Raw genomic sequence first — 24,291 nt, 5'->3', positions numbered from 1 at the left:
GTGAAAGTAAATCGTCCGAGTTTTCACTAAGTATTTTTTATCAGCTATGTACACTTCCCTTTTTCATATGAGTCAAGATTAACTCAGAAAGATGGTGTTCATTTAATACATTACATTAACAACAGGAAATAAATATGATAGCTAATGAAAACACTATTCAAAGTTTTAAACAAAAATCAAATTGGTTTATTATTATTGGTATAGTTTTAATTATTCTCGGTTGCTTGGCATTAGGGTATCAATTCATAGCCACCGTTTTTTCTGTTTATTTTATCGGTTCACTCCTTTTTATCGCAGGGATTATCCAAGTAATCCACTCTTTTAACATCAAAGGATTTGGCCAAACTGCTTTATGGGCAATCATGGGGATTTTATATATCTTCATTGGCGCTATGTCGTTTTTCCAACCGATCGCGGTCTCAAGCGCATTAACATTATTAATTTCTTTATTATTGACGATTAGTGGATTTACTCAAATTTTTGCTGCAATGAGCAACCGCAACATACCTCGTTGGGGATGGGTCGTCTTTTCTGGGGTGATTAACATCATTTTAGGACTTATGTTAATGGCAGGCTGGCCATATGATAGCGTTTGGGTATTAGGAATGTTTTTAGGTATAGATTTAGTTTTCCAAGGCTTTGCTTATATTGCAATTGGTTTTGCACTAAAAAATCATAGATCTTAAATTTCATTTTATTGCTCACAACATGGCTTGTGAGCAATAAGCCTCAACAGTTCAAAAATAAAACGTTCTAACCAAAAGCAACTATTTATAACTTTTATTGGTTTTCGCTTTGACTTCGCGCATTGAATGTAATATTCGATGGTAATTATCTAACCTTGATGGTGCAATCGCGCCTTGTGCAACAGCTTTCTGGAGTAAACATCCCGGTGTATCTAAATGATTACAATCACGAAATTGGCAACCTCCTAAATAATCATCAAATTCAACAAAACCAGCAATAACTTGCTCTGGCTCTAAATGCCATAAACCAAACTCACGAATTCCTGGTGAATCAATAATATCCCCGCCATTTGGTAAATGATAAAGCCGAGTTGAAGTTGTGGTATGTTGGCCAAGCCCAGATATTTCAGATACTTCACCGGTTAGCGTAGCTTGGTTGTGAGGCAATAGTAAATTGATGATACTGGATTTACCGACACCTGATTGACCAACTAAAATAGAAATTTTACCATCTAAAACCTTCTGTAAAGGTTCAATACCTTGTTGTGACTGACATGAAACAAATAAAACCTGATAACCAATTTTAGTGTAAATAAGAAACTGTTGCTCAATTTCTTGTTTTTTTTGCTCATCAAGTAAATCAATTTTATTCAATACGATAATAGGTTTAATTTTCGTCACCTCACAAGCGACTAAATACCGATCGATGATATTAAACGATAATTCAGGTAAAACGGCTGAAATAATAACAATTTGATCGACATTTGCTGCAACAGGCTTAACTCCATCATAAAAATCAGGCCGTACTAACTCGGAATGACGAGGATGAACTGCTTCAATAATACCATTAGTATTCGGTTCCAAACTCTCACGCCACAATACTTTATCCCCCGTCACTAATGACGGTAAAGTACGGCGAATACTACATCGATAAATAATCCCAGCATTATCTTCAACATCCGCTGATTTGCCAAACCTACTTACCACCACCCCTTCACGAGGCGCAGAGAAATTTGATAGATTTTCATCCATCTTAGTTTCTAAACGTTGTTGATGCTTAGCGGCCATACGCCTTTTTTGATTTTTTGAAAGTTGATTTTTTGCCACGGTTGCTAATTTTTTTGGTCAAACAGTTTAGTACTTATGCTACACTACTCAGCATTAAAAAGAAAATTTATACCACAAATTATGACTACTCTATCAAATAATCTGATATGGATTGATCTGGAGATGACAGGCCTCAATCCAAATAGCGATCGCATTATCGAAATCGCAACTATTGTAACTGATTCTAATTTAAATATTCTCGCTGAAGGTCCAGTCATTGCCATTCATCAAACAGATGAACAACTTGCGCTTATGGATGATTGGAATCAAAAAACGCATGGCAAGTCAGGATTAATCGATCGTGTTCGTCAAAGTACGGTTACCGAACAACAAGCTGAACAACAAACTCTTGCGTTTTTAAAACAATGGGTTCCCGAAAACTGTTCACCAATCTGTGGTAATACGATTGGTCAAGACCGACGTTTTCTGTTCAATTATATGCCAAATCTAGAAAAGTATTTTCATTACCGTTATTTAGATGTCAGTACGATTAAAGAATTAGCCAGACGCTGGAAACCTGAAATATTAAAAGGTATCAGTAAACAGAGTTCTCACCAAGCGTTAGATGATATTCGCGACTCAATCGCTGAATTACTTTATTACCGAGAACACTTTTTCAATCTAACTAATGAGTAATCATGAATATTTTATATACGATTTTACTTTATTTAATCCAACCGCTTGTCTGGTTTAGACTGCTTTGGCGCAGTCGCAAAGCACCAGATTATCGTAAGCGTTGGTTAGAACGCTATGGATTTTGTAAAAATAAAGTCAAATCAGGTGGAATTTTAGTTCACGCGGTATCTGTCGGCGAAACACTCGCAGCAATTCCATTGATAAAAACACTTCAAAAACAATATCCGCAGTTACCAATTACCGTTACAACAATGACACCTACTGGCTCTAAACAAGTTAAGACGCTACTCAAAGATAGCGTTAGCCATGTCTATTTACCTTATGATTTGCCCTGTGCAATACATCGTTTTCTAAAAGCAGTTAAACCTAAATTAGTCATAATCATGGAAACCGAACTTTGGCCAAACTTAATTAGCCAATGCCATAACCAAAAAATCCCATTAATTATTGCTAATGCGCGATTATCTGAACGTTCAGCCAATAGGTATCACAAATTAGGAAAAGCGATTAGTAAACTATTAACTAAAATCAGCACTGTCGCCGCTCAAAACGAACAAGATGGAGAGCGATTTTTATCGTTAGGTTTGCCAACAGAGCATTTAACCGTAACCGGTAGTATTAAATTTGATATTGAACTAACTGATAAACAAAGTCTTGCGCAATTAAAACAGCAATGGCAATTAAATCGACCAGTTCTTATAGCAGCGAGCACACATTCAGGTGAAGATGAAATCATTTTATCAGCATTTCAACGACTACTAAAAAATCACTCTAACTTATTACTTATCTTAGTTCCGCGTCATCCAGAACGTTTTAAAACTGTTGAAGAACTAATTTCCGATAATAAGTTAAATTATATCAAACGAAGCACGAAGCAAATCCCAACTGAGCAGACGCAAGTGATTTTGGGCGACACCATGGGAGAACTATTAGAACTTTATGGCTTAGCTAATATCGCTTTTGTTGGCGGTAGCTTAATTGAACATGGTGGTCACAATCCATTAGAACCGGCACTACACCATATTCCAATTATTAGCGGTAAATACTTTTTTAACTTTAAAGTGATTTGTGAACAGTTAATTGAAGCTAATGGTATGTTGATATGTGACAGCACAGCTGATTCACTCTATTCAACTGTAAACAGCTTATTGAATGACGACAATCGTTGTCAGCAAATCGGCGAAAACGCATATCAAGTATTAAAAAGAAACCAAGGAGCACTAAATCGCCTACTTAAGGTTATCCATCACTATCTTGAACCATATAAGGATAACCGATGAAAAACAAACAGGGAGTATTAATTGTTAATTTAGGTACGCCAAGTGCTGCAACGCCAGAGGCAATTCGCTCTTACTTAACAGAGTTTTTACTCGATCGTCATGTTGTCGATCTTCCTGCTTTTATTTGGTATCCAATACTAAAATACCTAGTATTACCTAAACGCGTTCCCTACATCATTAACCATTATCAAAAAATATGGATAAATGATGAATCACCATTACTCCATTACAGTAAACGCTTGATGAATCAATTACAACAAGCATTACCTGATATACAATGCGAATTAGCCATGACCTATGGTGAACCGAGCTTACAATCCGCACTAAATAATTTAAAATCATGTGAAAAAGTAACACTATTACCGTTATTTCCACAATATTCTACAACTACAACTCAGGCGGTATTAGATAAAATTAAGCAACTTATTCGTGATTGTGCGTTCAAGATTAACTATATTCGTGATTATGCAGATGACGAAAGTTATATCGATGCGCTTTATTCACAAGTGCAACAAGCTTTTTCAACGCAAGGACAACCTGATGTATTGCTTCTTTCCTATCATGGCATACCTCAACGCTATATTGATAAACGGCAAGATGACTATGTGCAAAGATGCCAGTTAACAACCCAGTTATTGATAAAAAAATGCCAAGATAATGGTATCGACTTACCAATCAAAATGGCTTATCAATCAAAATTTGGTAAAGGGAAATGGGTTGAACCAAACACCAGCGATATATTAGAAAACCTAGCTAAAACCGGGACCAAACATGTCCATGTTATCTGCCCGGGTTTTTCGGCGGATTGCATTGAAACACTCCATGAAATTGATGAGCAAAACAGAGAAATATTTTTAAATGCTGGTGGTAAACAGTTTTATTACATTCCAGCCTTAAACGATACGCCATTACAGGTGGAATTAATCAAAAATATACTTCAAAAACCCCGTTCCTCAACTTTTTTGACTAATTGATATTTATTCTAACGATAATAAACTACCCAAAATCACATCAGCTGAACGTAAAATTGATTAAGATTAAAGCTAAATTACCAACTAATTTAACCTAGATGATAACCTGTGTTAGGATGATAGTTAAAAATTATCTGCGCTCAAAGGAGAATTATCGATGAAAATAATCATCATTGGCGCTCAAGCAGCTGGAGCAAGTGCTGCTGCAAAAGCCAAAAGAAGGGACCCCAATACGACAATTTGTATCTATGAAAAATCAGATATAGTTTCATTTGGAGCTTGTGGATTACCTTATTTTATTGGCAATCATTTTGGCGATGAAAATGAAATGATATCCAGAACGCCAGAACAATTTGCTAAAGATGGCATTGAAATCAAAACATTACATGAAGTTATCGCTATTGATCCTAATTTAAAAAAAGTCACCGTCAAAGATATCAAAAACAATAATTGCTTTGACGATGATTATGATAAGTTACTCATTGCCGTTGGGGCGATACCAATAATTCCACCTTTAGAAAATAGACAACTGGAAAATATTTTCACTTTACGCGATATGTATGATGGTCTAGCAATAAAAAAAGCCTTAAACCAAAATACCAATGTCGTGGTCATTGGTGCTGGCTATATCGGGCTAGAAATAACCGAATCGTTAGTAAAATTGAATAAAAACGTAAAATTAATTCAATTAGATGATAGAGTTTTGACCGATGCCTTCGATCCAGAACTTACTGAGATAATTGAAGAAAATCTAAAACAACATTGTGATTTACATCTACAAGAGCAAGTACAAGGCTTTGAAGGTGAACAAAAAGTTACTCATGTTATCACCGATAAAGCTAAATATCCCGCCGACATTGTCATTATTGCCACAGGAGTAAAGCCTAATAGCGAAGTTTATAAACATCTCAATATTGAAACTCTTAGTAATGGTGCAATTGTCGTTGATAATTATGGACAAACTAACATAGCTGATATTTATGCTGCAGGCGACTGTGTCGCGCTTCATCATCGCGTTAGCCAATCAATGACTTATATTCCATTAGCGACCGGAGCGAACAAATTAGGTAAAATTGTTGGTGACAATTTAGCAGGCGGTAACAATCAATTCCCAGGAACCCTTGGGACATCAGCATTAAGGGTATTTGATATTGAAGCCGGTCGAACAGGATTAACCGAACAACAAGCTATTAAAACTGGTATCCCATATAAAACAGTAGTAGTTAAAGATAAAAATCATAGTAACTATGTTGAAGGGCAAACTAGCGTCACGGCTAAACTTATTTATCACGCCGAAACTCGTATTTTATTAGGTGGACAGATTGCTGGGGGCTGTGGTGCTGTATTAAGAACGAATAGTTTAGCCACCGCTATTTGGGCTAATATGAAAATTGATGAATTAGCCATGATGGACTTTTTATATGCACCACCTTTTTCAAGACCATGGGATATTTTAAATATCGCTGGGGGCATTGCTAAATAGTATTGAAATATCTCAAATATTTGCAAAATTATTAAAATTCAAAATATGTGGTTTGGTTTTAATCCAAACCATAAAAGATTATTAAAAATTAATTCAATTTTATCCAAAAGCTGGGGGTAAACATGTCAGATGCCATTTTTCAGGGCACTTTTTTCGAAAAGTTCTTATCCATCACCCATTATCAAACTTTAATCGGGATTGGTTTATTACTGCTTTGCTTTTTTGCCGTCATGCGACCGATGCAAACCAAAAAAGTTAATTTTTCCATTAGAATGTTAGTCGGATTGGTGCTTGGTGCTGTTATTGGTTTAGGTATTCAAGCTGCAGCCGGTTTTCCAGAAAGTTCAACTGTTTGGATGCAAGAAACAGCAACATGGTATGGTTTGTTTGGTCGTGCCTTTATTGCCTTCATACGCATGTTAGTGATTCCATTAATTTTTGTCTCAATTGTAAAAGTGATTATTGATTTTTCTGGTAAAGACAATTTGCCGAAAATAGCATTCAGAGGAATTTTTTGGTTACTATTCACTACAGCCATCGCTTGTATTGTCGGTATTATTTTAGCAAATTTATTATCATTAGGTGAGTTGAGTTCAGCATCAACCAAAACGGCTACCGCCAAACAATATACCAATATTATTGACACTTTCGTGAATCTTATTCCAAGTAATATCATCGGCTCTATGGTAAAAGAGAATATTGTAGGCTTAGTTATCTTTTCAGCATTGATGGGACTTGCCGCTAACCGAATGGAAAAAAAGAATCCACAACCTATTGCTCTTTTTAAAACCTTTATTGAGGCGCTCTATAAAATTATCATGTCAATTGCCATGACGATTATTAAATATATGCCTTATGCGGTGATTGCTTTACTTGCTCGTACAATTATTTCAAACGGTATCCCAGCAATTATTGATGTATCAAGCTTTGTATTAGCGATTTACCTTGCAACCATAATAATGCTTGTTGTGCATATTGTGATTGTCATGCTTCATGGAATTTCACCTATCGTATTTATCAAAAAAGCACTTGGCACATGGTTACTTGCTTTCACTAGCCGCTCATCTGTTGGTACATTACCGATGACTATCTCAACATTGACCGTTAGAATGGGGGTAAATACAGGTACAGCGAATCTAGTTGGCTCACTCGGAAGTACAATGGGAATGAATGGCTGCGCTGGCTTTTTCCCAGCCTTACTCGCGGTTATGGTTGCTCATATGGTAGGCATTAATACTGATATTCAATTCTATATAATGCTAGTCATTGTGGTAGTTATCGGATCAATTGGTATCGCAGGTATTCCAGGCACTGCAACAGTTGCAGCGACTGTCGTACTTTCAGGCATGGGTATGGCTGAATACTTCCCATTAATTGGTATGGTGTTAGCCGTCGATCCAATCATTGATATGGCTAGAACGTTAGCTAATGTATCTGGATCAATGACCGCTGCAATAGCAACCGATCATGAAGTTGGATTAATGAATATGGATATTTATAATGATCCTAATGTGACTTTGGATAATGAACAGTCTGAAGTTTAACAATAAAGATAATTTTCAGTTTAATTTAATTAACAAAAAGACGCCAATTGGCGTCTTTTTATATCAGCGGAAAAACAAAATTAAATGGTTTTTAACCATGCTTTAACATCATCACCTAAACTTTTGTGACGCATTGCGTATTGTACAAAAGTTTGTACATAACCCAATTTATTTCCACAGTCGTGGCTTCGGCCTTTAATACAGTATGCATCCACTCGATCTTCATCAAGTAACATCGCAATTGCATCAGTCAATTGAATTTCACCTCCAGCACCTAAAGGCGTTTTAGCTAAAAGTGGCCAAATTTTTTCAGATAAAACGTAACGCCCAACAACTGATTGGTTAGATGGAGCTTCTTCAATTGACGGTTTTTCAACTACACTATACATTTGCGCTATATTACCAGCTGATAACTCTTCACCACGGCAGTCAACAATACCATAAGATGAAACAAGATCTTTTGGTACAGGTTCGACCATGATTTGGCTATGTTTAGTGTTATGATAATTATTAATCATCGCCGCTAAATTATCTTGAGCAAGATCACTATCATACTCGTCAATAATCACATCCGGTAATACTACAGCAAAAGGCTCATCACCAACTAAAGGATAAGCACAAAGTACAGCATGACCAAGTCCTTTTGCTAATCCTTGGCGAACACTAGTAATCGTCACGTTTTTTGGCAGAATCCCTTGTACTTCTTGCAAAAGTTGACGTTTAACTCGGGCCTCAAGCATAGCTTCAAGCTCAAAACTGGTGTCAAAGTGATTTTCTATAGAATTTTTAGACGAGTGCGTTACAAAAATAATTTCAGTTATCCCTGCCGCAATACACTCTTTGACAACATACTGAATAAGTGGTTTATCAACCACAGGTAACATCTCTTTAGGAATCGCTTTGGTTGCAGGTAACATTCTTGTGCCAAGACCAGCAACAGGAATAACTGCTTTTTTAACTTTTCCTTTAACAGATGATTCAAAATTTAATGGCATTTTAATTCCTTAAAATAATAAAATGATAAATTAATTAATTATATTGTTATGACTTTTACATTGTCCTTCAACAAAGGTATTTACAACTCGCTCTGATCTTAATATATAAGCAGCCCAAATACCGCTCCAAATGAGTTGTTTTACTGTTTTAGCTATCTCTCTTGATTCGATCGGAAGTTTAGTATAATGATAACAAAGATATTGGTCCAAAAGAAGAAATGAACATGAAGTGACTAGATAACCTAGCATATAATAAGGAAATTTATAGTTTTTAGTAAAAAAAAGATAAAGCAAATAAATAGCAAAAAGAATTAAAATTGCGTTTAGACCTATTTCTACAAATAAAATCCAACTAATATTAGGAATATATTGGTCAGAAACTTGATTAATAAAATCACTCCCATGGAACTTCAAAGTCATTACAATAAAGCCAATAGTGAATAGATTTAGTACAAGCGTAAATACGATGAATATTGCAACAACTATAAGCCAGCCACCTAATCCTTTAAGTTTTGGATTATCCGTCATATAAAGATCCTTAATTAATAATAGATAAATCATTAAATTTAATTAATGACGAATTATCACTGTCTTTAGCTAAAGAATCAATGGAAACATAAACAATTTGACACGTTTCTAACACAGCTTCTTTAACAACAAACTTTGCTTTACGATCGCGTTCTTCTTTCTGTTTGGCGCTAATGTAAAGATCATCATAACCATCATCATACATTGATGCTCTTTCAAATATATTAGTACTACGCCAAAAAGTCTCTTTTGGATAATCTCGCTCAAAAGTTTGACCTGTTAATTTGCCTTTTAAGCCAGCATAACTCATGGGTAAGTGTCGACTAGCTCGACTTTGTGAAAGATAAATATGGGGATATTGTGTAAGATTGGATTCAAGTTGGTTTAACTTAAATTCAACACCAGAACGATTTTGATACTGGCAATTATCCATGATTAAAGGTGCAGTTCGAAAGTTCAACGAACCACACCCTACAAGTAAAAATGCTAAAATAAATAGTCGATACATATGGTTTTGTTTGCTTTTAAGAAGCTATAAGCAAACCCATTTATTATTTACAATTTTTCACTAACATCTTCGGCAGTATTGGTAATAGCTTTACCGCCTGATTGCACGTCTTTACCTACACCTTTAACCGTGTTACAACCTACTACAAGTGTTGTCATCGCGATACTTACCAATAAAATAAATACTTTACGTAACATGTGATTCTCCTCTAGTTAGTCACATTATGATTTGATTGTGGCAAATGCTTCTGCTACACGATGTATATTATGGTGATTTAAACCCGCCACACACATTCTCCCGCTGCCCACCAAATAAACAGCGAAATCATCTTTTAGTTGTGCGACTTGCTCTTTAGAAAAACCGGTGTAACTAAACATACCTCTTTGTTTAAGTAGGTAGTCAAAATTCTGTTTAGGTGCTGCTGTTTTTAATAAATCGACTAATGTTGAGCGCATGATAACAATACGATTACGCATTGATTCGACTTCTGTAAACCATAAAGCTTTAAGTTCAGCATTATTTAATACGTATGATACAAGTTGTGCACCGTAAGCGGCAGGACTAGAATAATTTCGACGAACCGTTGCTTGTAATTGACCAAACACTCGATTAGCCACTTGGTTATTATCACATAAAACGGATAAACCGCCCACTCGCTCACCATAAAGTGAAAAAGTTTTAGAAAACGAATTGCTGATAAACCCACACAATCCTCGCTCAGCCACTTTTTTTATTGCATAACTATCACTTTCGATACTTTCGCCAAAACCTTGGTAAGCGATATCCATAAATGGAATGAGATCTCGGTTTTGTAAAACATCAATCACTTTGTCCCATTGTTGGTTTGTTAATTCTGCACCAGTTGGGTTATGGCAGCAAGGATGCAATAACACAATACTTTTAGCTGGTAAGGTATTAAGTGTTTCTAGCATCGCATCAAAATTCACGCCACAAGTCTTAGGATCAAAATAAGGGTATTTATTTACCTTAAATCCTGCGCCATTAAAAATGGCAATATGATTCTCCCAAGTTGGATCACTAACCCAAACTTGAGAATTAGGGAAATAACGATATAAAAAGTCAGCACCGACTTTCAGCGCACCTGATCCCCCTAATGTCTGAACAGTGGCTATCCGCTTCGTTTGAAAAGCAGGATTATCTTCACCAAAAAGCAATGATTGGATTGCCTGACAATAACTCGGTAAGCCACTCATCGGCAAATAAAGTTGTGCGCCTTGTTGATGATGATAAATATAGTCACGAGCCGTTTTAATACACGATAATTGAGGAACCACACTATTTTCATCATAATAATAACCTATACTTAAATTGGTCTTGTTTTCGCGCTTATCATTATTGAATTCAGCAACTAATGATAATATTGGATCCCCTGCGTACGACTCTACTTTTTCAAACATTTTCCCAACCTAATTAAATCAGTAAATATCAATGGATAATTGTAGATTATTGCACCAACTTAATTGGCAATCAATCACTAAATAATAGTTTAAATATAAATAATTTTAGGATACTAAAATAGACCGTTTAAAAGACTGATTTGGATATAAAACGTTAGAATAGATGGTCAAAAAAGAGATTTTAAATAAAAAAAACCTCAAAAACCCCGTTCCTCAACTTTTTTTACTTCATTAGCACCTTTCGGTGCTAACAATTATAAGTCGATTATTTAACCGCAATAACTTCTATTTCAACTTTCGCATCTTTAGGAATGCGAGCAACTTGCACACAAGAACGAGCAGGGAATGTTGCCTGATTCTCTGTAAAAAATGCCTCATAGACACTATTCACATCCGCAAAATCATTCATATCGGCTAAAAAAATCGTCGTTTTAACGATATTTTTAACTTGATATCCTGCCTCAGTAACAATTGCTTTTACATTCGCTAAACTTTGTTTAGCTTGCTCTTTGACACAACTTGGCATCTCACCTGTAGCTGGATTAATTGGAATTTGACCTGATGCAAATAACATGTTGCCCAAATCAACACCTTGAACATAAGGACCTATTGCTGCTGGTGCTTTGTTGGTATTAACAACTTTTACCATATATGATTTCTCCTTTCATCTTGTTATGCATCTCATTTCAACAGGAACCAAATTTGGTGTCAAGTCATGGTAAATTTATGATCATGGGACTTCTGCCAATTTTCTGATATGATAGTTGAAAATTTTTTCATTTGTTGAGAGTTAGCATGTTTGAGAATTTAACTGACCGTTTATCACAGACATTTCGCAATATTAGTGGGCGTGGACGCTTATCTGAAGATAATATCAAAGATGCCCTACGTGATGTCCGTATGGCATTACTTGAGGCTGATGTTGCCCTACCTGTGGTACGAGAATTTATTAACCAAGTTAAACAAAAAGCTGTTGGTTTAGATGTTAATAAAAGCCTAACACCAGGCCAAGAATTCATCAAAATCGTTCAAGCAGAACTTACTATAGCTATGGGTGAAGTTAATAGTTCACTTAACTTAGCCACCCAGCCTCCAGCCGTCATTCTCATGGCAGGTTTGCAAGGTGCGGGTAAAACTACCAGCGTCGCAAAACTAGCAAAATTTTTAAAAGAAAAACAGAAAAAGAAAGTGTTAGTTGTCTCTGCCGACGTTTATCGCCCTGCGGCAATAAAACAGTTAGAAACACTAGCTAAAGCTATTGATGTGGAGTTCTTCCCGTCAGATATCAATCAAAAACCTATTGATATTGTTAACAAAGCAATTTCACATGCTAAATTACAATTTTTTGATGTCCTTATTGTCGATACCGCTGGTCGATTACATGTCGATAGCGAGATGATGGATGAAATCAAAGCACTGCATGATGCAATCAATCCAATTGAAACGTTATTTGTGGTCGATGCCATGACCGGGCAAGATGCTGCTAATACGGCAAAAGCATTTAATGACGCATTACCTTTGACCGGGGTTATTTTAACTAAGGTGGATGGTGATGCTCGTGGCGGTGCGGCGTTATCGATTCGTCATATCACCGGTAAACCAATCAAATTCTTAGGGATGGGTGAAAAGACGGATGCATTAGAACCTTTTTATCCTGACCGTATCGCTTCACGTATTTTAGGGATGGGTGATGTACTCTCTTTAATTGAAGAGTTACAGAGTAATGTTGATCGTGAAAAGGCAGAGAAAATCGCCAAAAAACTCAAAAAAGGCGATAAGTTTGATTTTAATGACTTCCAAGATCAACTTCGACAAATGCGTAATATGGGTGGAATGGGCGCTATGCTGGCTAAACTACCTGGCGTTGGTCAACTTCCTGATCATATCAAAGCACAGATGGATGATAAAATCACCATCAAGATGGAAGCCATAATTGGTTCGATGACATTAAAAGAACGAGCTAATCCCGAAATCATCAAAGGCTCACGCAAACGCCGTATTGCTAATGGTTCAGGTACCCAAGTGCAAGATGTTAACAAGCTGCTTAAGCAGTTTGAAGATATGCAAAAAATGATGAAAAAGATGAAAGGTGGTGGCATGATGAAGATGATGCGCCAAATGAAAGGTCTAATGGGTGGAGGCATGGGCTTCCCACCTAGATAACATTTTACTTCGCTTTTCTTTCAATAAAATACTATCGTGCAAAGTTACACGATAGTATTTCAATAAACTCAATTTTCTCGATTTAGCGCTTTAATTTTAGTTGGACGCTGCATAGTTAATACAGTACCAATCGATGAAACTATAATAAATAAAATAGCAATCCATTGATAATGAGTTAACTGTTCGTGTAAAACAATTAATCCAGAAAACGCAGCAAATACAGGTGACAAGCTCATCAGAGTACTAAAAGTTTGTGCGGGTAATCGTGGCAAAGCGATCATATCTAGGCCATATGGAATAGCAGACGCCAATAATGAAACGACAAAAACGAGAGGCAACAGATCCATCGAAAACATGGTGCTACCACTGTGCCATACACCAATAGGAAAGAGTAATATTGAGGCAATAATCGAACCTACCGCAACACTTGAGGCACCATAAATTTCACCCGCTTTTCGCCCAAAAACAATATAACCAGCCCAACAGCTTCCTGCACATAAAGCTAGTAATATACCGATAGGATCCAAATCGTTAGAAGCCTGATGAATAGGAAGCAACATCACCAATCCAATGATCGCAATAGCTAACCAAACAAAATCAGTTAATCGGCGCCCAGAAAACATCGCAACCATAATTGGTCCAGTTAACTCTATTGCCACAGCAATTCCTATTGGGATTCGAGATATGGCATTATAAAAAGCCAAATTCATACATCCCATAGCGACACCATACAGAATAATATATTTAATGGCTGACTTAGTAATAGTTTTACGCCAAGGTTTAAAGATTATTACCAATAAAATCGCTGAGAAAAACAACCGCCATGCTGTCATCGCCTCAGGCCCTAGTACAGGAAACAAGTATTTAGCAAATGAAGCACTTGCTTGCACTGATATCATCGAAATAAAAATTAAAAAAACAGGCCAAGATCTTTTGAGCATAATGACTACCTAGATTAAAGTAATTGCATATTAAGGGAAGCAATTTGTTTACATAGCAACGTAAAATCAATTTAAGATTATTACGATATTTCGCTAAAAGCTTTATTATTAAACGAATCGTATAAATAATATTTTTTCAATATCACATCACGTTTAGTTATCCCTTTTTACTGATAGTAAAGCCAGATCTTGTAGCGCTTTTTTATAAGGGGAATCAGGTAAGATTGAAATAACATTGAATGCTTTATTGGCCTCTTGTTGAGCCGTTTTTAAAGTAAATTCAAGAGATCCACACGACTGCATAACTTTTAAAATATGATCTAATAAATGCCTGCCATTACCTTGCTCGATAGCTTGACGGATTAATGTCGCATCTTCTGAATTAGCATGATGCATTGCATGCAATAATGGTAAGGTTGGTTTACCTTCATTGAGATCATCACCCAAATTTTTACCTAATTTTTGATTACTATCCGCACTATAATCTAATAAGTCATCAATAATTTGAAAGGCGGTTCCCAAGTATTTTCCATACTCTTGCAGTGCAAATTCTTGCTCTGGTGTTGCTCCTGCTAATACTGCTGCTGAATGCGATGTTGCTTCAAACAGTCTTGCTGTTTTGCGATAAATAACTTGTAAGTATTGCTCTTTAGTAATATCAGGATCATTACAATTTATCAGCTGTTGAACTTCACCTTCAGCAATAATATTTGTTGCTTCTGACATTATCTTCAATACTTTGAATGATTCTGTGCGTACCATCATTTGGAAAGATCTTGTGTAAATATAATCACCAACTAAGACACTTGCCGCATTACCAAATAGCGCATTAGCAGTTGATTTACCTCGCCGTAAATCAGATTCATCAACAACATCATCATGCAATAAAGTTGCAGTGTGAATAAATTCGATAAAAGCTGCGGTAATAATATGTTTATCACCCTGATAATTAAGCGCTTTAGCTATTAACAAAGCAATAACTGGGCGAATCCGTTTTCCACCACTACTAATGATGTAATTCCCTAATTGATTAATTAGTACAACATCAGAACTAAGTTCTGCTTGTATTGCTTCATTAACTTTAACTAAATCATCTTGCACTAGATCGAGTATTTGTTTTATCGATGGATTATTCATCAGTTTAACCACTACAAATGGGAGATATTTATTTACTATTATCTGATAAATATTTTTATGCAACAAGTACTGCTAAATCATATTTAAAAAAATACTACAAATGATAAGCATTTTCATTTAGAATACACACCTTAAATGAACATTAATTACTGTTATGAAGATCAACTTTGATATAGATATCAACAACGAAAAAGAGCCGCAATCACCTGCTTCTAATAAGCAAAAGGATGCCTATATATATACATCGATCTCTGTAATATCACATTTATTTTTATTTGGATTACTGTTCAGCTCTGCACTGTTTGCAAATAATATCGTTGTTGATGAAGGTGATAATTCAATTAAAGCTGTCATGATTGACCTTACTCAGTTAGCAGCTCCGGAACAATCATTGGTTGAAGAAACACCTGAAATCAAAGGTGCTGAAAACAGTGAAATCATTGACAATAAACCAATTGAAGAACCAGTCGTAGAGCCAGAAGTCGTTGAAGAAAAGATTCCGGAACCTACACCTGAAATAGAACAAAAAAAACCAGCAACAGAGCCAGATAAACCAGTTATTGTTAAACCTAAACCAAATAAGAAAAAACCACCGACACAAAAATCATCTCGTCAACAAGTTAGACAAGATGTGGTAAGTGATAATATAGCAAATACTTCAGTAGCTCCTAAAGTATCTGATAATCGACAATATTCTGGTAATCCCTCTCCAATTAGTCGTAATCGACCAGAATATCCTCGAAGAGCACTAGATATGCGCTTAGAAGGTTATGTTGTTGCTATGTTTGATGTAACTAGTGAGGGTCGCGTTGAAAATATTAGGATTATTGAAGCCCAACCTAATAATATTTTTAATCGCTCGGTTATCTCAGCAATGAAAATGTGGAAATATAAGCCGATTGCCGGAAAAGATCTCAAAATAAAAATTGTTTTCAATCGTGATAGTTCAATTAGCTTAGGAAGCAATTAATCACTCATTCCTCAATCAATAACCATTATTGAATAAAAAACTGAAAAAGCACTAATTTTATAATTCAATTAGTGCTTAGTTGATAAATAGTTTATCTATTCTTTTGCATTAAAAGTTCAATTTCCTGCGGTTGTTTAGGTACCGTTGAGGTTAAAATTTCGTTGCCAGATTCGGTAACCAAAATATTATCTTCGATACGAATCCCAATACCTTTATAACATTCTGGCACATCAGCATCTTTATTAATATAAAGTCCAGGCTCAACGGTTAAGACCATACCCGGAGCGAGTATGCGATCACGATCACTGCCAACATCATGCACATCAATACCTAACCAGTGACCTAATCCATGCATATAGAATGCTAAATAAGCTTTGTTTGTAATCAATGTTTCAACATCACCTTGCATAATTCCAAGCTTAACTAATCCTTCAACCATAATCCGAATAATTTTTTGGTTAACTAATGATATTGAGGTGCCTGGTTTCAATAATTTGATAGCTGTACATTGCGCAGTTAACACAATGTTATATATTTCGAGTTGTGCTTGACTAAATTTACCATTAATCGGAAATGTTCGAGTAATATCACCTGCATAATAATGATATTCACAACCAGCATCAATTAAGACTAAATCGCCATCTTTGAGCCTGTCGCTATTATTTTCATAATGCAATATACAACCATTATTACCTCCGCCAACAATAGTATTATATGACGGCCATCGAGCGCCATGCCATGCAAACTCATGTAATATTTCAGCTTCTAATTGATATTCATACCAATTAGCCTGGCATTTTTGCATTGCCCGAATATGGGCTTGAGCACTGATTTCGCACGCTTTACGTAAAAGAGCCATTTCATATTCAGACTTAAACATTCGCATTTCATGAACAATTGGTCGCCAATCAATAACTGTACTCGGCGCAGAAAGTTTAAATCGAGCACCTTGCCGTAATGTATTGATTGCTTTCTTAATTATCTCGTCAGCATAATCATATAGTTGGTCTGCATAATAAATTGCTTTTTTTCCATTTATTAAATTTGGTAGAACACTCTCTATATCATCGAAAAGATAAGCCTCATCGACTAAAATCTTTGTTAATGCCTCTTGCTGGCCTAAGCGATAGCCAGTCCATGTTTCGGCTAAAGGATCTTTCTTGCGATTAAATAAAATATATCGTCCTTGACCGTCTTGTTGTTTAATTATTGCCAAAAGCGCTTCTGGCTCTGCAAAAAAAGTAAAATACCAAAAGTCACTATCTTGTCTATAAGGATAGTGGGTATCATTACTTCGTTTAACTTCTGGTGAAGCAAAAAATAAGGCAATGCTATTTGGCTCCATCTGAGCCAATAATTTATTTCGCCGATCTAGCAGTTCTGTCTTGGTCTGAATATCTATCATAGCGTTTACCTTGATAATCAGTAATATTGAATATTAGTGAAGTGTTGGTGTAATATCGGGTTCATTAAATTCATCAAAACATAACATCGTCGTAATGCGAACGTACTCTTTGATCTCTTCAAATGCAAAGCCCAGCTCTTGCTGATCTTCATCTTCATCATAACCGAGTTTAGCTATTTGTCTTAGATCATATATTGCTTCACCCACATCACCTTTAACTCGATTAAGTTTAGGTTGAACTAAACCAATACCCAATAAAAAATGATTTACCCATCCCACTAAATCGTCAATTTGCGTAAACAAATCTTGCTCACCAAGTAGAAGTTGGAACTCAAAATCTTCATCAATAAATTGTTGTTTAGTTGTATGATATAATTCTTCCACTTCCTTATTTAAAGGTTCAGCTATTTTTTGCCCATCATTCAACATGTCTTGAACTAACACTCTCCAACTTTCGTCATGATTTCCTCCAGCTAATAAGCCAGATAAGAATCCATGTAACTCGGCTGCAGTTATGCCAACTTTATTTTGGATAAGTTGACGATTAAGCTCGTCATAAATCTTGGTATTAGTCATTAACTCCACCTTATTAGTTTATAATAATAGTGAAAATACATCCCTCTGCACTTTCACTCATTATTAGTATATAATTTGTGCCTAGCTGTAAATAATAAACAGGTTATTGTGCTTTATAAAGGAATTATTTTGAACATTTTTAGATTAATTTTAACATCACTATATATAGTTATATCGTTAACTGCTTGTAGTTCATGGCTGAAAAATAAAGGTGTGATTGTTCTTGATGTACAGAATAATACCTATATAACCAGCCAAGACTTACCTAAAGATTATCAGTTAGGCAATGGAGAACAAGAACTTGATAAGTTTGAAGCTTTCTGCCGAGACGAGATCCGTGCCTCACAACTAGATGGTAGCGAAGAGATGGTATTTGAAAATATCAAACGAGGAATTCACGGTCAGGTTGAATTTAAAAAATGTAGTGATAGAGTCACTCGAATTTACCGATATTAATAAATATTTCAGCTTACTTTGTAAAGTATCGCTAATAAGATTGACTAATTGTCACATATCCGTGAAATCTTACTAGCCTTTCAAGCTGTTTTTATTTATATTGTCGCATGAACAAATATATTTTTGGGAGTAAAATAATTATGTACAAGCAAGATGTAACCATTACTGCATCGAACGGTCTTCACACCCGCCCTGCTGCACAATTTGTAAAGGAAGCTAAAAACTTCAATTCTGAAATTACTGTCACATCAAATGGAAAAAGTGCAAGTGCTAAAAGCTTATTCAAATTACAAACATTAGGCTTAACTCAAGGTACAACTATTACTATTTCAGCCGAAGGTGAAGATGAAAAAGAAGCAGTAACTCATTTAGTAAAATTAATTCCTGAATTGGAATAATACTCCCATGTTAGCGTTGAACGGTTTTAATATTAGATAAGGATTAAATGTTATGGTATCAGGTATACTTGTTTCCCCAGGTATCGCTTTTGCAAAAGCGCTATTATTAAAAGAAGAACCTATTGTTATAAATAATAGGCAAATTCTTGATAACAAAATTGACGCTGAAATTGATCGTTTTAAAGAAGCACGTGAAAAATCAAGCGAACAATTACATGCGATCATGGAACGAGCTAAAACCACTTTAGGTGAGGATAAAGCTGCTATTTTTGAAGGTCATATCATGCTTCTTGAAGATGAAGATCTTGAACAAGAAGTTATTTCACGCATCAAAAGTAAACACTCAAGTGCTGACGCAGCTGTCCAATCTGTATTTGAAACCCAAGCAAAAGAGTTAGAAAATCTAGATGATGAATATCTAAAAGAACGTGCTGCCGATATCCGTGATATTGGTAAACGACTGCTAAAAAATATTTTAGGCATCGAAATTGTTGATCTAAGTGCTATTAGCCAACCTTGTATTTTAGTTGCGACTGATTTAACACCGTCTGAAACTGCTCAATTAAATTTAGATATGGTGTTAGGTTTCATCACTGATGCGGGAGGGCGCACTTCACATACATCAATCATGGCCCGTTCATTAGAAATTCCAGCAATCGTGGGTACATCTAATGCAACACAAGAAATCAAACAAGGTGATTTTGTTATTTTAGATGCAATCAACAATGCTATCTACATTAATCCAGATCATGCAACTCAAGAAAAACTAAAACAAGTACAAACAAAATATCTTGCTGATAAAGAAGAGTTAGCAAAATTAAAAGATCTACCAGCTGTAACACTTGATGGTCATCAAGTTGAAATTTGTGCAAATATTGGTACTGTTCGTGATATTGCTGGTGCAGATCGTAATGGTTATGAAGGTGTTGGGCTTTATCGTACAGAATTCTTATTCATGGATCGTGAAGCTTATCCTAATGAAGATGAACAATTCAAAGCATATAAAGAAGTTGCTGAATCAACTAATGGCCTATCAGTTATTGTTCGTACAATGGATATCGGTGGTGACAAAGATGTACCATATATGCATTTACCAAAAGAAGAAAATCCATTCTTAGGTTGGCGTGCAATTCGTATCTGTTTAGATCGTAAAGAAATACTACATGCACAGTTACGAGCAATCTTACGCGCTTCTGCATTTGGTAAATTGCGTATTATGTTCCCAATGATTATTTCGGTAGAAGAAATTCGTATTCTAAAATCTGAAATTAATATCCTTAAAGAACAATTAACATCTGAAGGTAAAGCATTCGATAAAAGCATTGAAATTGGTGTGATGATCGAAACACCAGCCGCTGCGGTTATTGCTAGACATTTAGCTAAAGAAGTTGATTTCTTTAGTATTGGAACTAACGATTTAACCCAATATACACTTGCTGTTGACCGTGGTAATGAGCTTATTTCACATCTTTATAATCCACTTTCACCATCAGTATTAACTTTGATTAAAAATGTAATCGATGCTTCTCACAAAGAAGGTAAATGGACAGGAATGTGTGGAGAGCTTGCTGGTGATGAAAGAGCAACAATTTTATTACTAGGTATGGGGCTTGATGAGTTCAGTATGAGTGCGGTATCAATTCCTAAAATCAAAAAATTAATTCGTAATACTAATTATGAAGAAGCGAAGAAATTTGCTGATACTGTTCTTGAAAAAGCAACAGCTAAAGAAATAACCGATTTAATTGAAAAATATACTGCTGAAAAGCAAATTTGTTAGGAGGCAATGATGGGTTTATTCGATAAAATAAAGCAATTTGTATCTGATGATAACAAAAACAGCATCGAAATTATTGCACCTCTTAGTGGTGAAATCGTTAAGATCGAAGATGTGCCAGATGTAGTTTTTGCAGAAAAAATCGTTGGTGATGGTGTTGCTATAAAACCTTCTGGTAATAAAATTGTAGCACCATTAAATGGTAAAATTGGTAAAATTTTTGAAACCAATCATGCATTTGCTATTGAATCAGATGAAGGTATCGAACTTTTTGTTCATTTCGGTATAGATACGGTGGAATTAAAAGGTGAAGGTTTTACACGAGTTGCCGAAGAAGGACAACAAGTTAAAATTGGAGATACTATCATCGAAATCGATCTGCCTTTACTTGAAAGTAAAGCCAAATCAGTGTTAACACCAGTTGTAATATCTAATATGGAAACTGTTGTTGAATTAACTAAGTTATCCGGCTCAGTTGAGGCAGGTAAAACACCAATTATGCGTGTTAAAAAATAACATCGCACAACGTTACTACTCATAAAAAAACCTTCAGTTTTCGCTGAAGGTTTTTTGTTGAAAATAATCAAACATAGAGTTCAAATAATTCGTTTAACGCCATTTTTTGTATTGATTAATCAAGCTGTTGGTTGATTCATCATGCGAGCTGACTGGTTTATCATCAGCAAGTTCAGGTAAAATGCGACCAGCTAACTGTTTACCCAATTCAACCCCCCACTGATCGAAGCTAAAGATATTTAAAATAACGCCTTGCGTGAAGATTTTGTGCTCATACATCGCCACTAATGCGCCTAAAGTGTACGGTGTGATTTTTTTCACTAAAATAGAGTTAGTCGGTTTATTGCCTTCAAAAACTTTAAATGGAACAATAGATTTAACTTCATCAAGCTTTTTACCAGCGGCAAGAAATTCTTGTTCTACTTGTTGGGCAGTCTTACCAAAAGCTAAAGCTTCTGTTTGAGCAAAAAAGTTAGAAAGCAATTTAGGATGATGATCGCCAACTGGATTATGACTAATTGCCGGTGCAATAAAATCACAAGGAATAAGTTTAGTACCTTGGTGAATTAATTGATAAAACGCATGTTGACCATTTGTCCCTGGTTCACCCCAAATAATAGGACCTGTAGTATAAGTAGTCTTGTTGCCATTACGATCAACACTTTTACCATTTGATTCCATATTCCCTTGCTGAAAATAAGCTGCAAAGCGATGCATATATTGATCATAAGGTAGAATTGCCTCGGTTTCTGCACCATAGAAGTTATTGTACCAAATCCCAATTAAAGCAAGTAATGTTGGGATATTTTTTTTAATTGGTGTGCTTTGGAAATGTTTATCCATCGCATGTCCACCAGCTAAAAACTGTTTAAAGTTTTCAAAACCAATTGAAAGTACAATTGATAAGCCGATTGCAGACCAAGAAGAATAACGACCACCAACCCAATCCCAAAATTCAAACATATTGGCAGTATCAATACCAAATTTTTCTACTTCTTTGGCATTGGTTGATAAAGCTACAAAGTGAAGCGCAACAGCTTTATCATCTTTTGCAGCATCAAGTAACCATTGACGAGCGGTTTGTGCATTAGTCATAGTTTCTTGAGTTGTAAAGGTCTTCGATGCAACTAAAAATAGCGTTGTTTCTGGATTTAAACCTTTTAAAGCTTCAACAATGTGAGTACCATCGACATTAGAGACAAAGTGCATAGTTAGATGGTTTTTATAAGGGCGTAATGCTTCGGTAATCATCACTGGCCCTAAATCTGAACCTCCAATTCCGATATTAACTACATCAGTAATCGCTTTACCAGTATAGCCTTTCCATTCACCACTAATAATTTTTTTACTAAAGGATTCCATCTTCGCCAGCACAGCATTGACGTCATCCATAACATTTTTACCATCAACATAAATTGGTGAATTTGATACATTGCGAAGCGCAATATGTAAAACGGCTCGGTTTTCGGTCCGATTAATTTTTTCACCACTGTACATGGCATTAATAGCCCCGCTTAAATCACACTCGTCAGCGAGCTGATAAAGTTGCTTTAAGGTCTCCTCAGTAATGCGGTTTTTAGACAGATCAACCAAGAACTCATCTTCAAAAGGAATACTTAACTTTTCAACTCGTTTAGGTTCATCTTTTAGAATTTGAGCAATCGTCTTATCGCAATGCTTCTGATAACTAACTTGAAGGGACTTCCAAGCGGATGTAGTAGTTGGATCTATTGACTTTAACATAACTTATTCCTTAATTAATATAGCACTATTAACCATGATATAACTATGGATAACATGATGCAAGATAAGGATTTATCCTTTCAAATCGAGTTGATAGAAAAATAATAGAAGTTATTTTCTTTTCCAAATCAAATAACTTGAATATAATGTAAAAAATAAGATATTTGATACACATAACCGTTCAAAAAATGATTTTTTAATAAATTAGAACCAATAAACTAAATAAATTTCTTACATTATTATATTAGGATATTTCATGCCAAATATTCAGACTCTAGTACCAGCCTTGGATAAAATTGTTCGCATTTGTGATTATTTAGATGGAAATAAAGGTGCAACTTTTAGTCAAATATTTCAAGACCTTAATTTACCTAAAAGTAGTACTTCGACACTGCTTAATGCGTTAGTTATGCATGGTATTTTACGTCAAGATCAAAATAAGTTTTATCTTGGACTAAAATTGCATGAATGGGGAGACAAATCGTTAGAACAGTTCGATATCACAAAAATCGCAGAACCATTGATGACTAAATTAAGAGATCAGACCAACTTAACCTGTCATCTAGGTGTTCTTGATGGGCTTTACTCTGTCTATATTGCAAAAATTGAAAATGACCAAGCTATTGGTATTCGTACTTGGATTGGCAAAAAATTACCATTACATAGTTCTGGTATTGGTAAAGCATTAATAGCTTGGTTACCTGATGAGAAAATCGATCAACTGATACCCGAAGACAAATTGCCCAAATATACCGATACCACTATAACCAGCAAAAAACAGTTAAAAAAAGAGCTAGCTAAAATCCGGTCGCAAGGTTGGGCTTATGATAATCAGGAAGATGTAAAAGGCGTACATTGTATCGCAGCACCGATATTTAATAAAAATCATGAACCAATTGCGGCTATAAGTATTTCCGGCGTTCTTTTTCAACTACCGGTTGATAAAATTGAAAAATACTCAGAGTTAGTCCGTAAAGCCTGCCAACAGTTAACCAATAAGTTTTAAAATAATATTGAATAATTATAATTCAATATTATTTTAACTATTTTATT

At 35.4% G+C, this 24,291-nt stretch carries 25 protein-coding genes; 13 read left to right on the top strand and 12 right to left on the bottom strand.

Going from position 1 to position 24,291, the window contains the following annotated elements; genetic code table 11:
* The first annotated feature begins 134 nt into the window (after positions 1 to 134).
* Positions 135 to 686 (top strand): HdeD family acid-resistance protein, encoded by a 552-nt coding sequence (locus J3U24_RS09955; protein ID WP_065561805.1) that lies wholly within the window; start codon positions 135 to 137, stop codon positions 684 to 686.
* Between the two features lie 81 nt (positions 687 to 767).
* Here J3U24_RS09955 and rsgA read toward each other — a convergent pair whose 3' ends face one another.
* Entirely contained in the window at positions 768 to 1,793 is a 1,026-nt protein-coding gene (gene rsgA / locus J3U24_RS09950; protein ID WP_267337649.1) for a small ribosomal subunit biogenesis GTPase RsgA, read from the bottom strand.
* Positions 1,794 to 1,874: 81 nt separating this feature from the next.
* Between rsgA and orn the strand changes: the two genes are divergently transcribed.
* The 5 genes from orn (at position 1,875) to J3U24_RS09925 (ending at position 7,707) form a co-directional block, all read left to right on the top strand.
* Complete coding sequence (orn, locus tag J3U24_RS09945; RefSeq protein WP_416379918.1) at positions 1,875 to 2,429, top strand: oligoribonuclease; 555 nt, start codon at positions 1,875 to 1,877, stop codon at positions 2,427 to 2,429.
* A gap of 2 nt (positions 2,430 to 2,431) precedes the next feature.
* Positions 2,432 to 3,709: a lipid IV(A) 3-deoxy-D-manno-octulosonic acid transferase gene (gene waaA / locus J3U24_RS09940; protein ID WP_267337650.1), complete on the top strand. Its 1,278-nt coding sequence runs from the start codon at positions 2,432 to 2,434 to the stop codon at positions 3,707 to 3,709.
* Positions 3,706 to 4,683 (top strand): ferrochelatase, encoded by a 978-nt coding sequence (gene hemH, locus J3U24_RS09935; RefSeq protein ID WP_267337651.1) that lies wholly within the window; start codon positions 3,706 to 3,708, stop codon positions 4,681 to 4,683. Before waaA ends, hemH begins: the two co-directional genes overlap by 4 nt.
* 154 nt (positions 4,684 to 4,837) lie before the next feature.
* Positions 4,838 to 6,163 carry a CoA-disulfide reductase gene (locus J3U24_RS09930; protein WP_267337652.1) on the top strand — a complete coding sequence of 442 codons (1,326 nt, stop codon included), beginning with the start codon at positions 4,838 to 4,840 and terminating at the stop codon, positions 6,161 to 6,163.
* Between the two features lie 122 nt (positions 6,164 to 6,285).
* Positions 6,286 to 7,707, top strand: a complete 1,422-nt coding sequence (locus J3U24_RS09925; protein WP_267337653.1) for a cation:dicarboxylate symporter family transporter — start codon at positions 6,286 to 6,288, stop codon at positions 7,705 to 7,707.
* A gap of 80 nt (positions 7,708 to 7,787) precedes the next feature.
* On the opposite strand, the gene galU is transcribed toward J3U24_RS09925, so the two are convergent.
* The 6 genes from galU to J3U24_RS09895 form a co-directional block, all read right to left on the bottom strand.
* The gene (gene galU, locus J3U24_RS09920; RefSeq protein ID WP_065561799.1) at positions 7,788 to 8,702 is read right to left on the bottom strand and encodes a UTP--glucose-1-phosphate uridylyltransferase GalU; all 915 of its coding nucleotides are present in this window, start codon (positions 8,700 to 8,702) and stop codon (positions 7,788 to 7,790) included.
* Positions 8,703 to 8,732: 30 nt separating this feature from the next.
* Complete coding sequence (locus tag J3U24_RS09915; RefSeq protein WP_065735220.1) at positions 8,733 to 9,230, bottom strand: DUF2569 domain-containing protein; 498 nt, start codon at positions 9,228 to 9,230, stop codon at positions 8,733 to 8,735.
* Positions 9,231 to 9,240: 10 nt separating this feature from the next.
* Entirely contained in the window at positions 9,241 to 9,738 is a 498-nt protein-coding gene (locus J3U24_RS09910) for a hypothetical protein (RefSeq protein WP_267337655.1), read from the bottom strand.
* 47 nt (positions 9,739 to 9,785) lie between these two features.
* Entirely contained in the window at positions 9,786 to 9,896 is a 111-nt protein-coding gene (locus J3U24_RS09905) for an entericidin A/B family lipoprotein (RefSeq protein ID WP_370632592.1), read from the bottom strand.
* Between the two features lie 63 nt (positions 9,897 to 9,959).
* Positions 9,960 to 11,156, bottom strand: a complete 1,197-nt coding sequence (locus tag J3U24_RS09900; protein WP_267337657.1) for an aromatic amino acid transaminase — start codon at positions 11,154 to 11,156, stop codon at positions 9,960 to 9,962.
* A gap of 265 nt (positions 11,157 to 11,421) precedes the next feature.
* Positions 11,422 to 11,805, bottom strand: a complete 384-nt coding sequence (locus J3U24_RS09895; RefSeq protein ID WP_065735223.1) for a RidA family protein — start codon at positions 11,803 to 11,805, stop codon at positions 11,422 to 11,424.
* A 146-nt stretch (positions 11,806 to 11,951) separates the two neighbouring features.
* Between J3U24_RS09895 and ffh the strand changes: the two genes are divergently transcribed.
* Entirely contained in the window at positions 11,952 to 13,319 is a 1,368-nt protein-coding gene (ffh, locus tag J3U24_RS09890) for a signal recognition particle protein (RefSeq protein WP_267337659.1), read from the top strand.
* Between the two features lie 68 nt (positions 13,320 to 13,387).
* On the opposite strand, the gene J3U24_RS09885 is transcribed toward ffh, so the two are convergent.
* Both J3U24_RS09885 and ispB read right to left on the bottom strand, forming a co-directional pair.
* The gene (locus tag J3U24_RS09885) at positions 13,388 to 14,260 is read right to left on the bottom strand and encodes an EamA family transporter (protein ID WP_065735224.1); all 873 of its coding nucleotides are present in this window, start codon (positions 14,258 to 14,260) and stop codon (positions 13,388 to 13,390) included.
* Between the two features lie 153 nt (positions 14,261 to 14,413).
* Positions 14,414 to 15,397 carry an octaprenyl diphosphate synthase gene (gene ispB / locus J3U24_RS09880; protein WP_065561792.1) on the bottom strand — a complete coding sequence of 328 codons (984 nt, stop codon included), beginning with the start codon at positions 15,395 to 15,397 and terminating at the stop codon, positions 14,414 to 14,416.
* Between the two features lie 154 nt (positions 15,398 to 15,551).
* Here ispB and J3U24_RS09875 point away from each other — a divergent pair, with 154 nt between their 5' ends.
* Positions 15,552 to 16,367: a TonB family protein gene (locus tag J3U24_RS09875; RefSeq protein WP_267337661.1), complete on the top strand. Its 816-nt coding sequence runs from the start codon at positions 15,552 to 15,554 to the stop codon at positions 16,365 to 16,367.
* A 91-nt stretch (positions 16,368 to 16,458) separates the two neighbouring features.
* Here J3U24_RS09875 and pepP read toward each other — a convergent pair whose 3' ends face one another.
* Complete coding sequence (gene pepP, locus J3U24_RS09870) at positions 16,459 to 17,772, bottom strand: Xaa-Pro aminopeptidase (RefSeq protein ID WP_267337663.1); 1,314 nt, start codon at positions 17,770 to 17,772, stop codon at positions 16,459 to 16,461.
* A 33-nt stretch (positions 17,773 to 17,805) separates the two neighbouring features.
* Entirely contained in the window at positions 17,806 to 18,348 is a 543-nt protein-coding gene (locus tag J3U24_RS09865; RefSeq protein ID WP_267337665.1) for a YecA family protein, read from the bottom strand.
* Positions 18,349 to 18,477: 129 nt separating this feature from the next.
* Here J3U24_RS09865 and J3U24_RS09860 point away from each other — a divergent pair, with 129 nt between their 5' ends.
* From J3U24_RS09860 to crr, 4 genes are all read left to right on the top strand, one after another.
* On the top strand, positions 18,478 to 18,804 hold the full coding sequence (locus J3U24_RS09860; RefSeq protein WP_065561788.1) for a hypothetical protein: 327 nt from the start codon (positions 18,478 to 18,480) through the stop codon (positions 18,802 to 18,804).
* Positions 18,805 to 18,944: 140 nt separating this feature from the next.
* Positions 18,945 to 19,202, top strand: coding sequence for a phosphocarrier protein Hpr (gene ptsH, locus J3U24_RS09855; protein WP_065561787.1), 258 nt, complete (start codon positions 18,945 to 18,947; stop codon positions 19,200 to 19,202).
* 52 nt (positions 19,203 to 19,254) lie between these two features.
* On the top strand, positions 19,255 to 20,982 hold the full coding sequence (gene ptsI, locus J3U24_RS09850; protein ID WP_220225519.1) for a phosphoenolpyruvate-protein phosphotransferase PtsI: 1,728 nt from the start codon (positions 19,255 to 19,257) through the stop codon (positions 20,980 to 20,982).
* Positions 20,983 to 20,991: 9 nt separating this feature from the next.
* Positions 20,992 to 21,495, top strand: a complete 504-nt coding sequence (gene crr, locus J3U24_RS09845; RefSeq protein WP_065561785.1) for a PTS glucose transporter subunit IIA — start codon at positions 20,992 to 20,994, stop codon at positions 21,493 to 21,495.
* Between the two features lie 93 nt (positions 21,496 to 21,588).
* Here the strand turns inward: crr and pgi are convergent, their stop codons facing one another.
* On the bottom strand, positions 21,589 to 23,238 hold the full coding sequence (gene pgi, locus J3U24_RS09840) for a glucose-6-phosphate isomerase (protein WP_267337667.1): 1,650 nt from the start codon (positions 23,236 to 23,238) through the stop codon (positions 21,589 to 21,591).
* A gap of 256 nt (positions 23,239 to 23,494) precedes the next feature.
* Here pgi and J3U24_RS09835 point away from each other — a divergent pair, with 256 nt between their 5' ends.
* Positions 23,495 to 24,244, top strand: a complete 750-nt coding sequence (locus J3U24_RS09835; RefSeq protein ID WP_267331004.1) for an IclR family transcriptional regulator — start codon at positions 23,495 to 23,497, stop codon at positions 24,242 to 24,244.
* The last annotated feature ends 47 nt before the right edge of the window (positions 24,245 to 24,291 follow it).

It is taken from the genome of Gilliamella sp. B2785 (assembly GCF_026537005.1).
GTDB classification, from domain to species: Bacteria; Pseudomonadota; Gammaproteobacteria; order Enterobacterales; family Orbaceae; genus Gilliamella; species Gilliamella apicola_E.
Note: the sequence above shows the minus strand (reverse complement) of the source record. Positions and strands in the feature narration are given on the sequence as shown.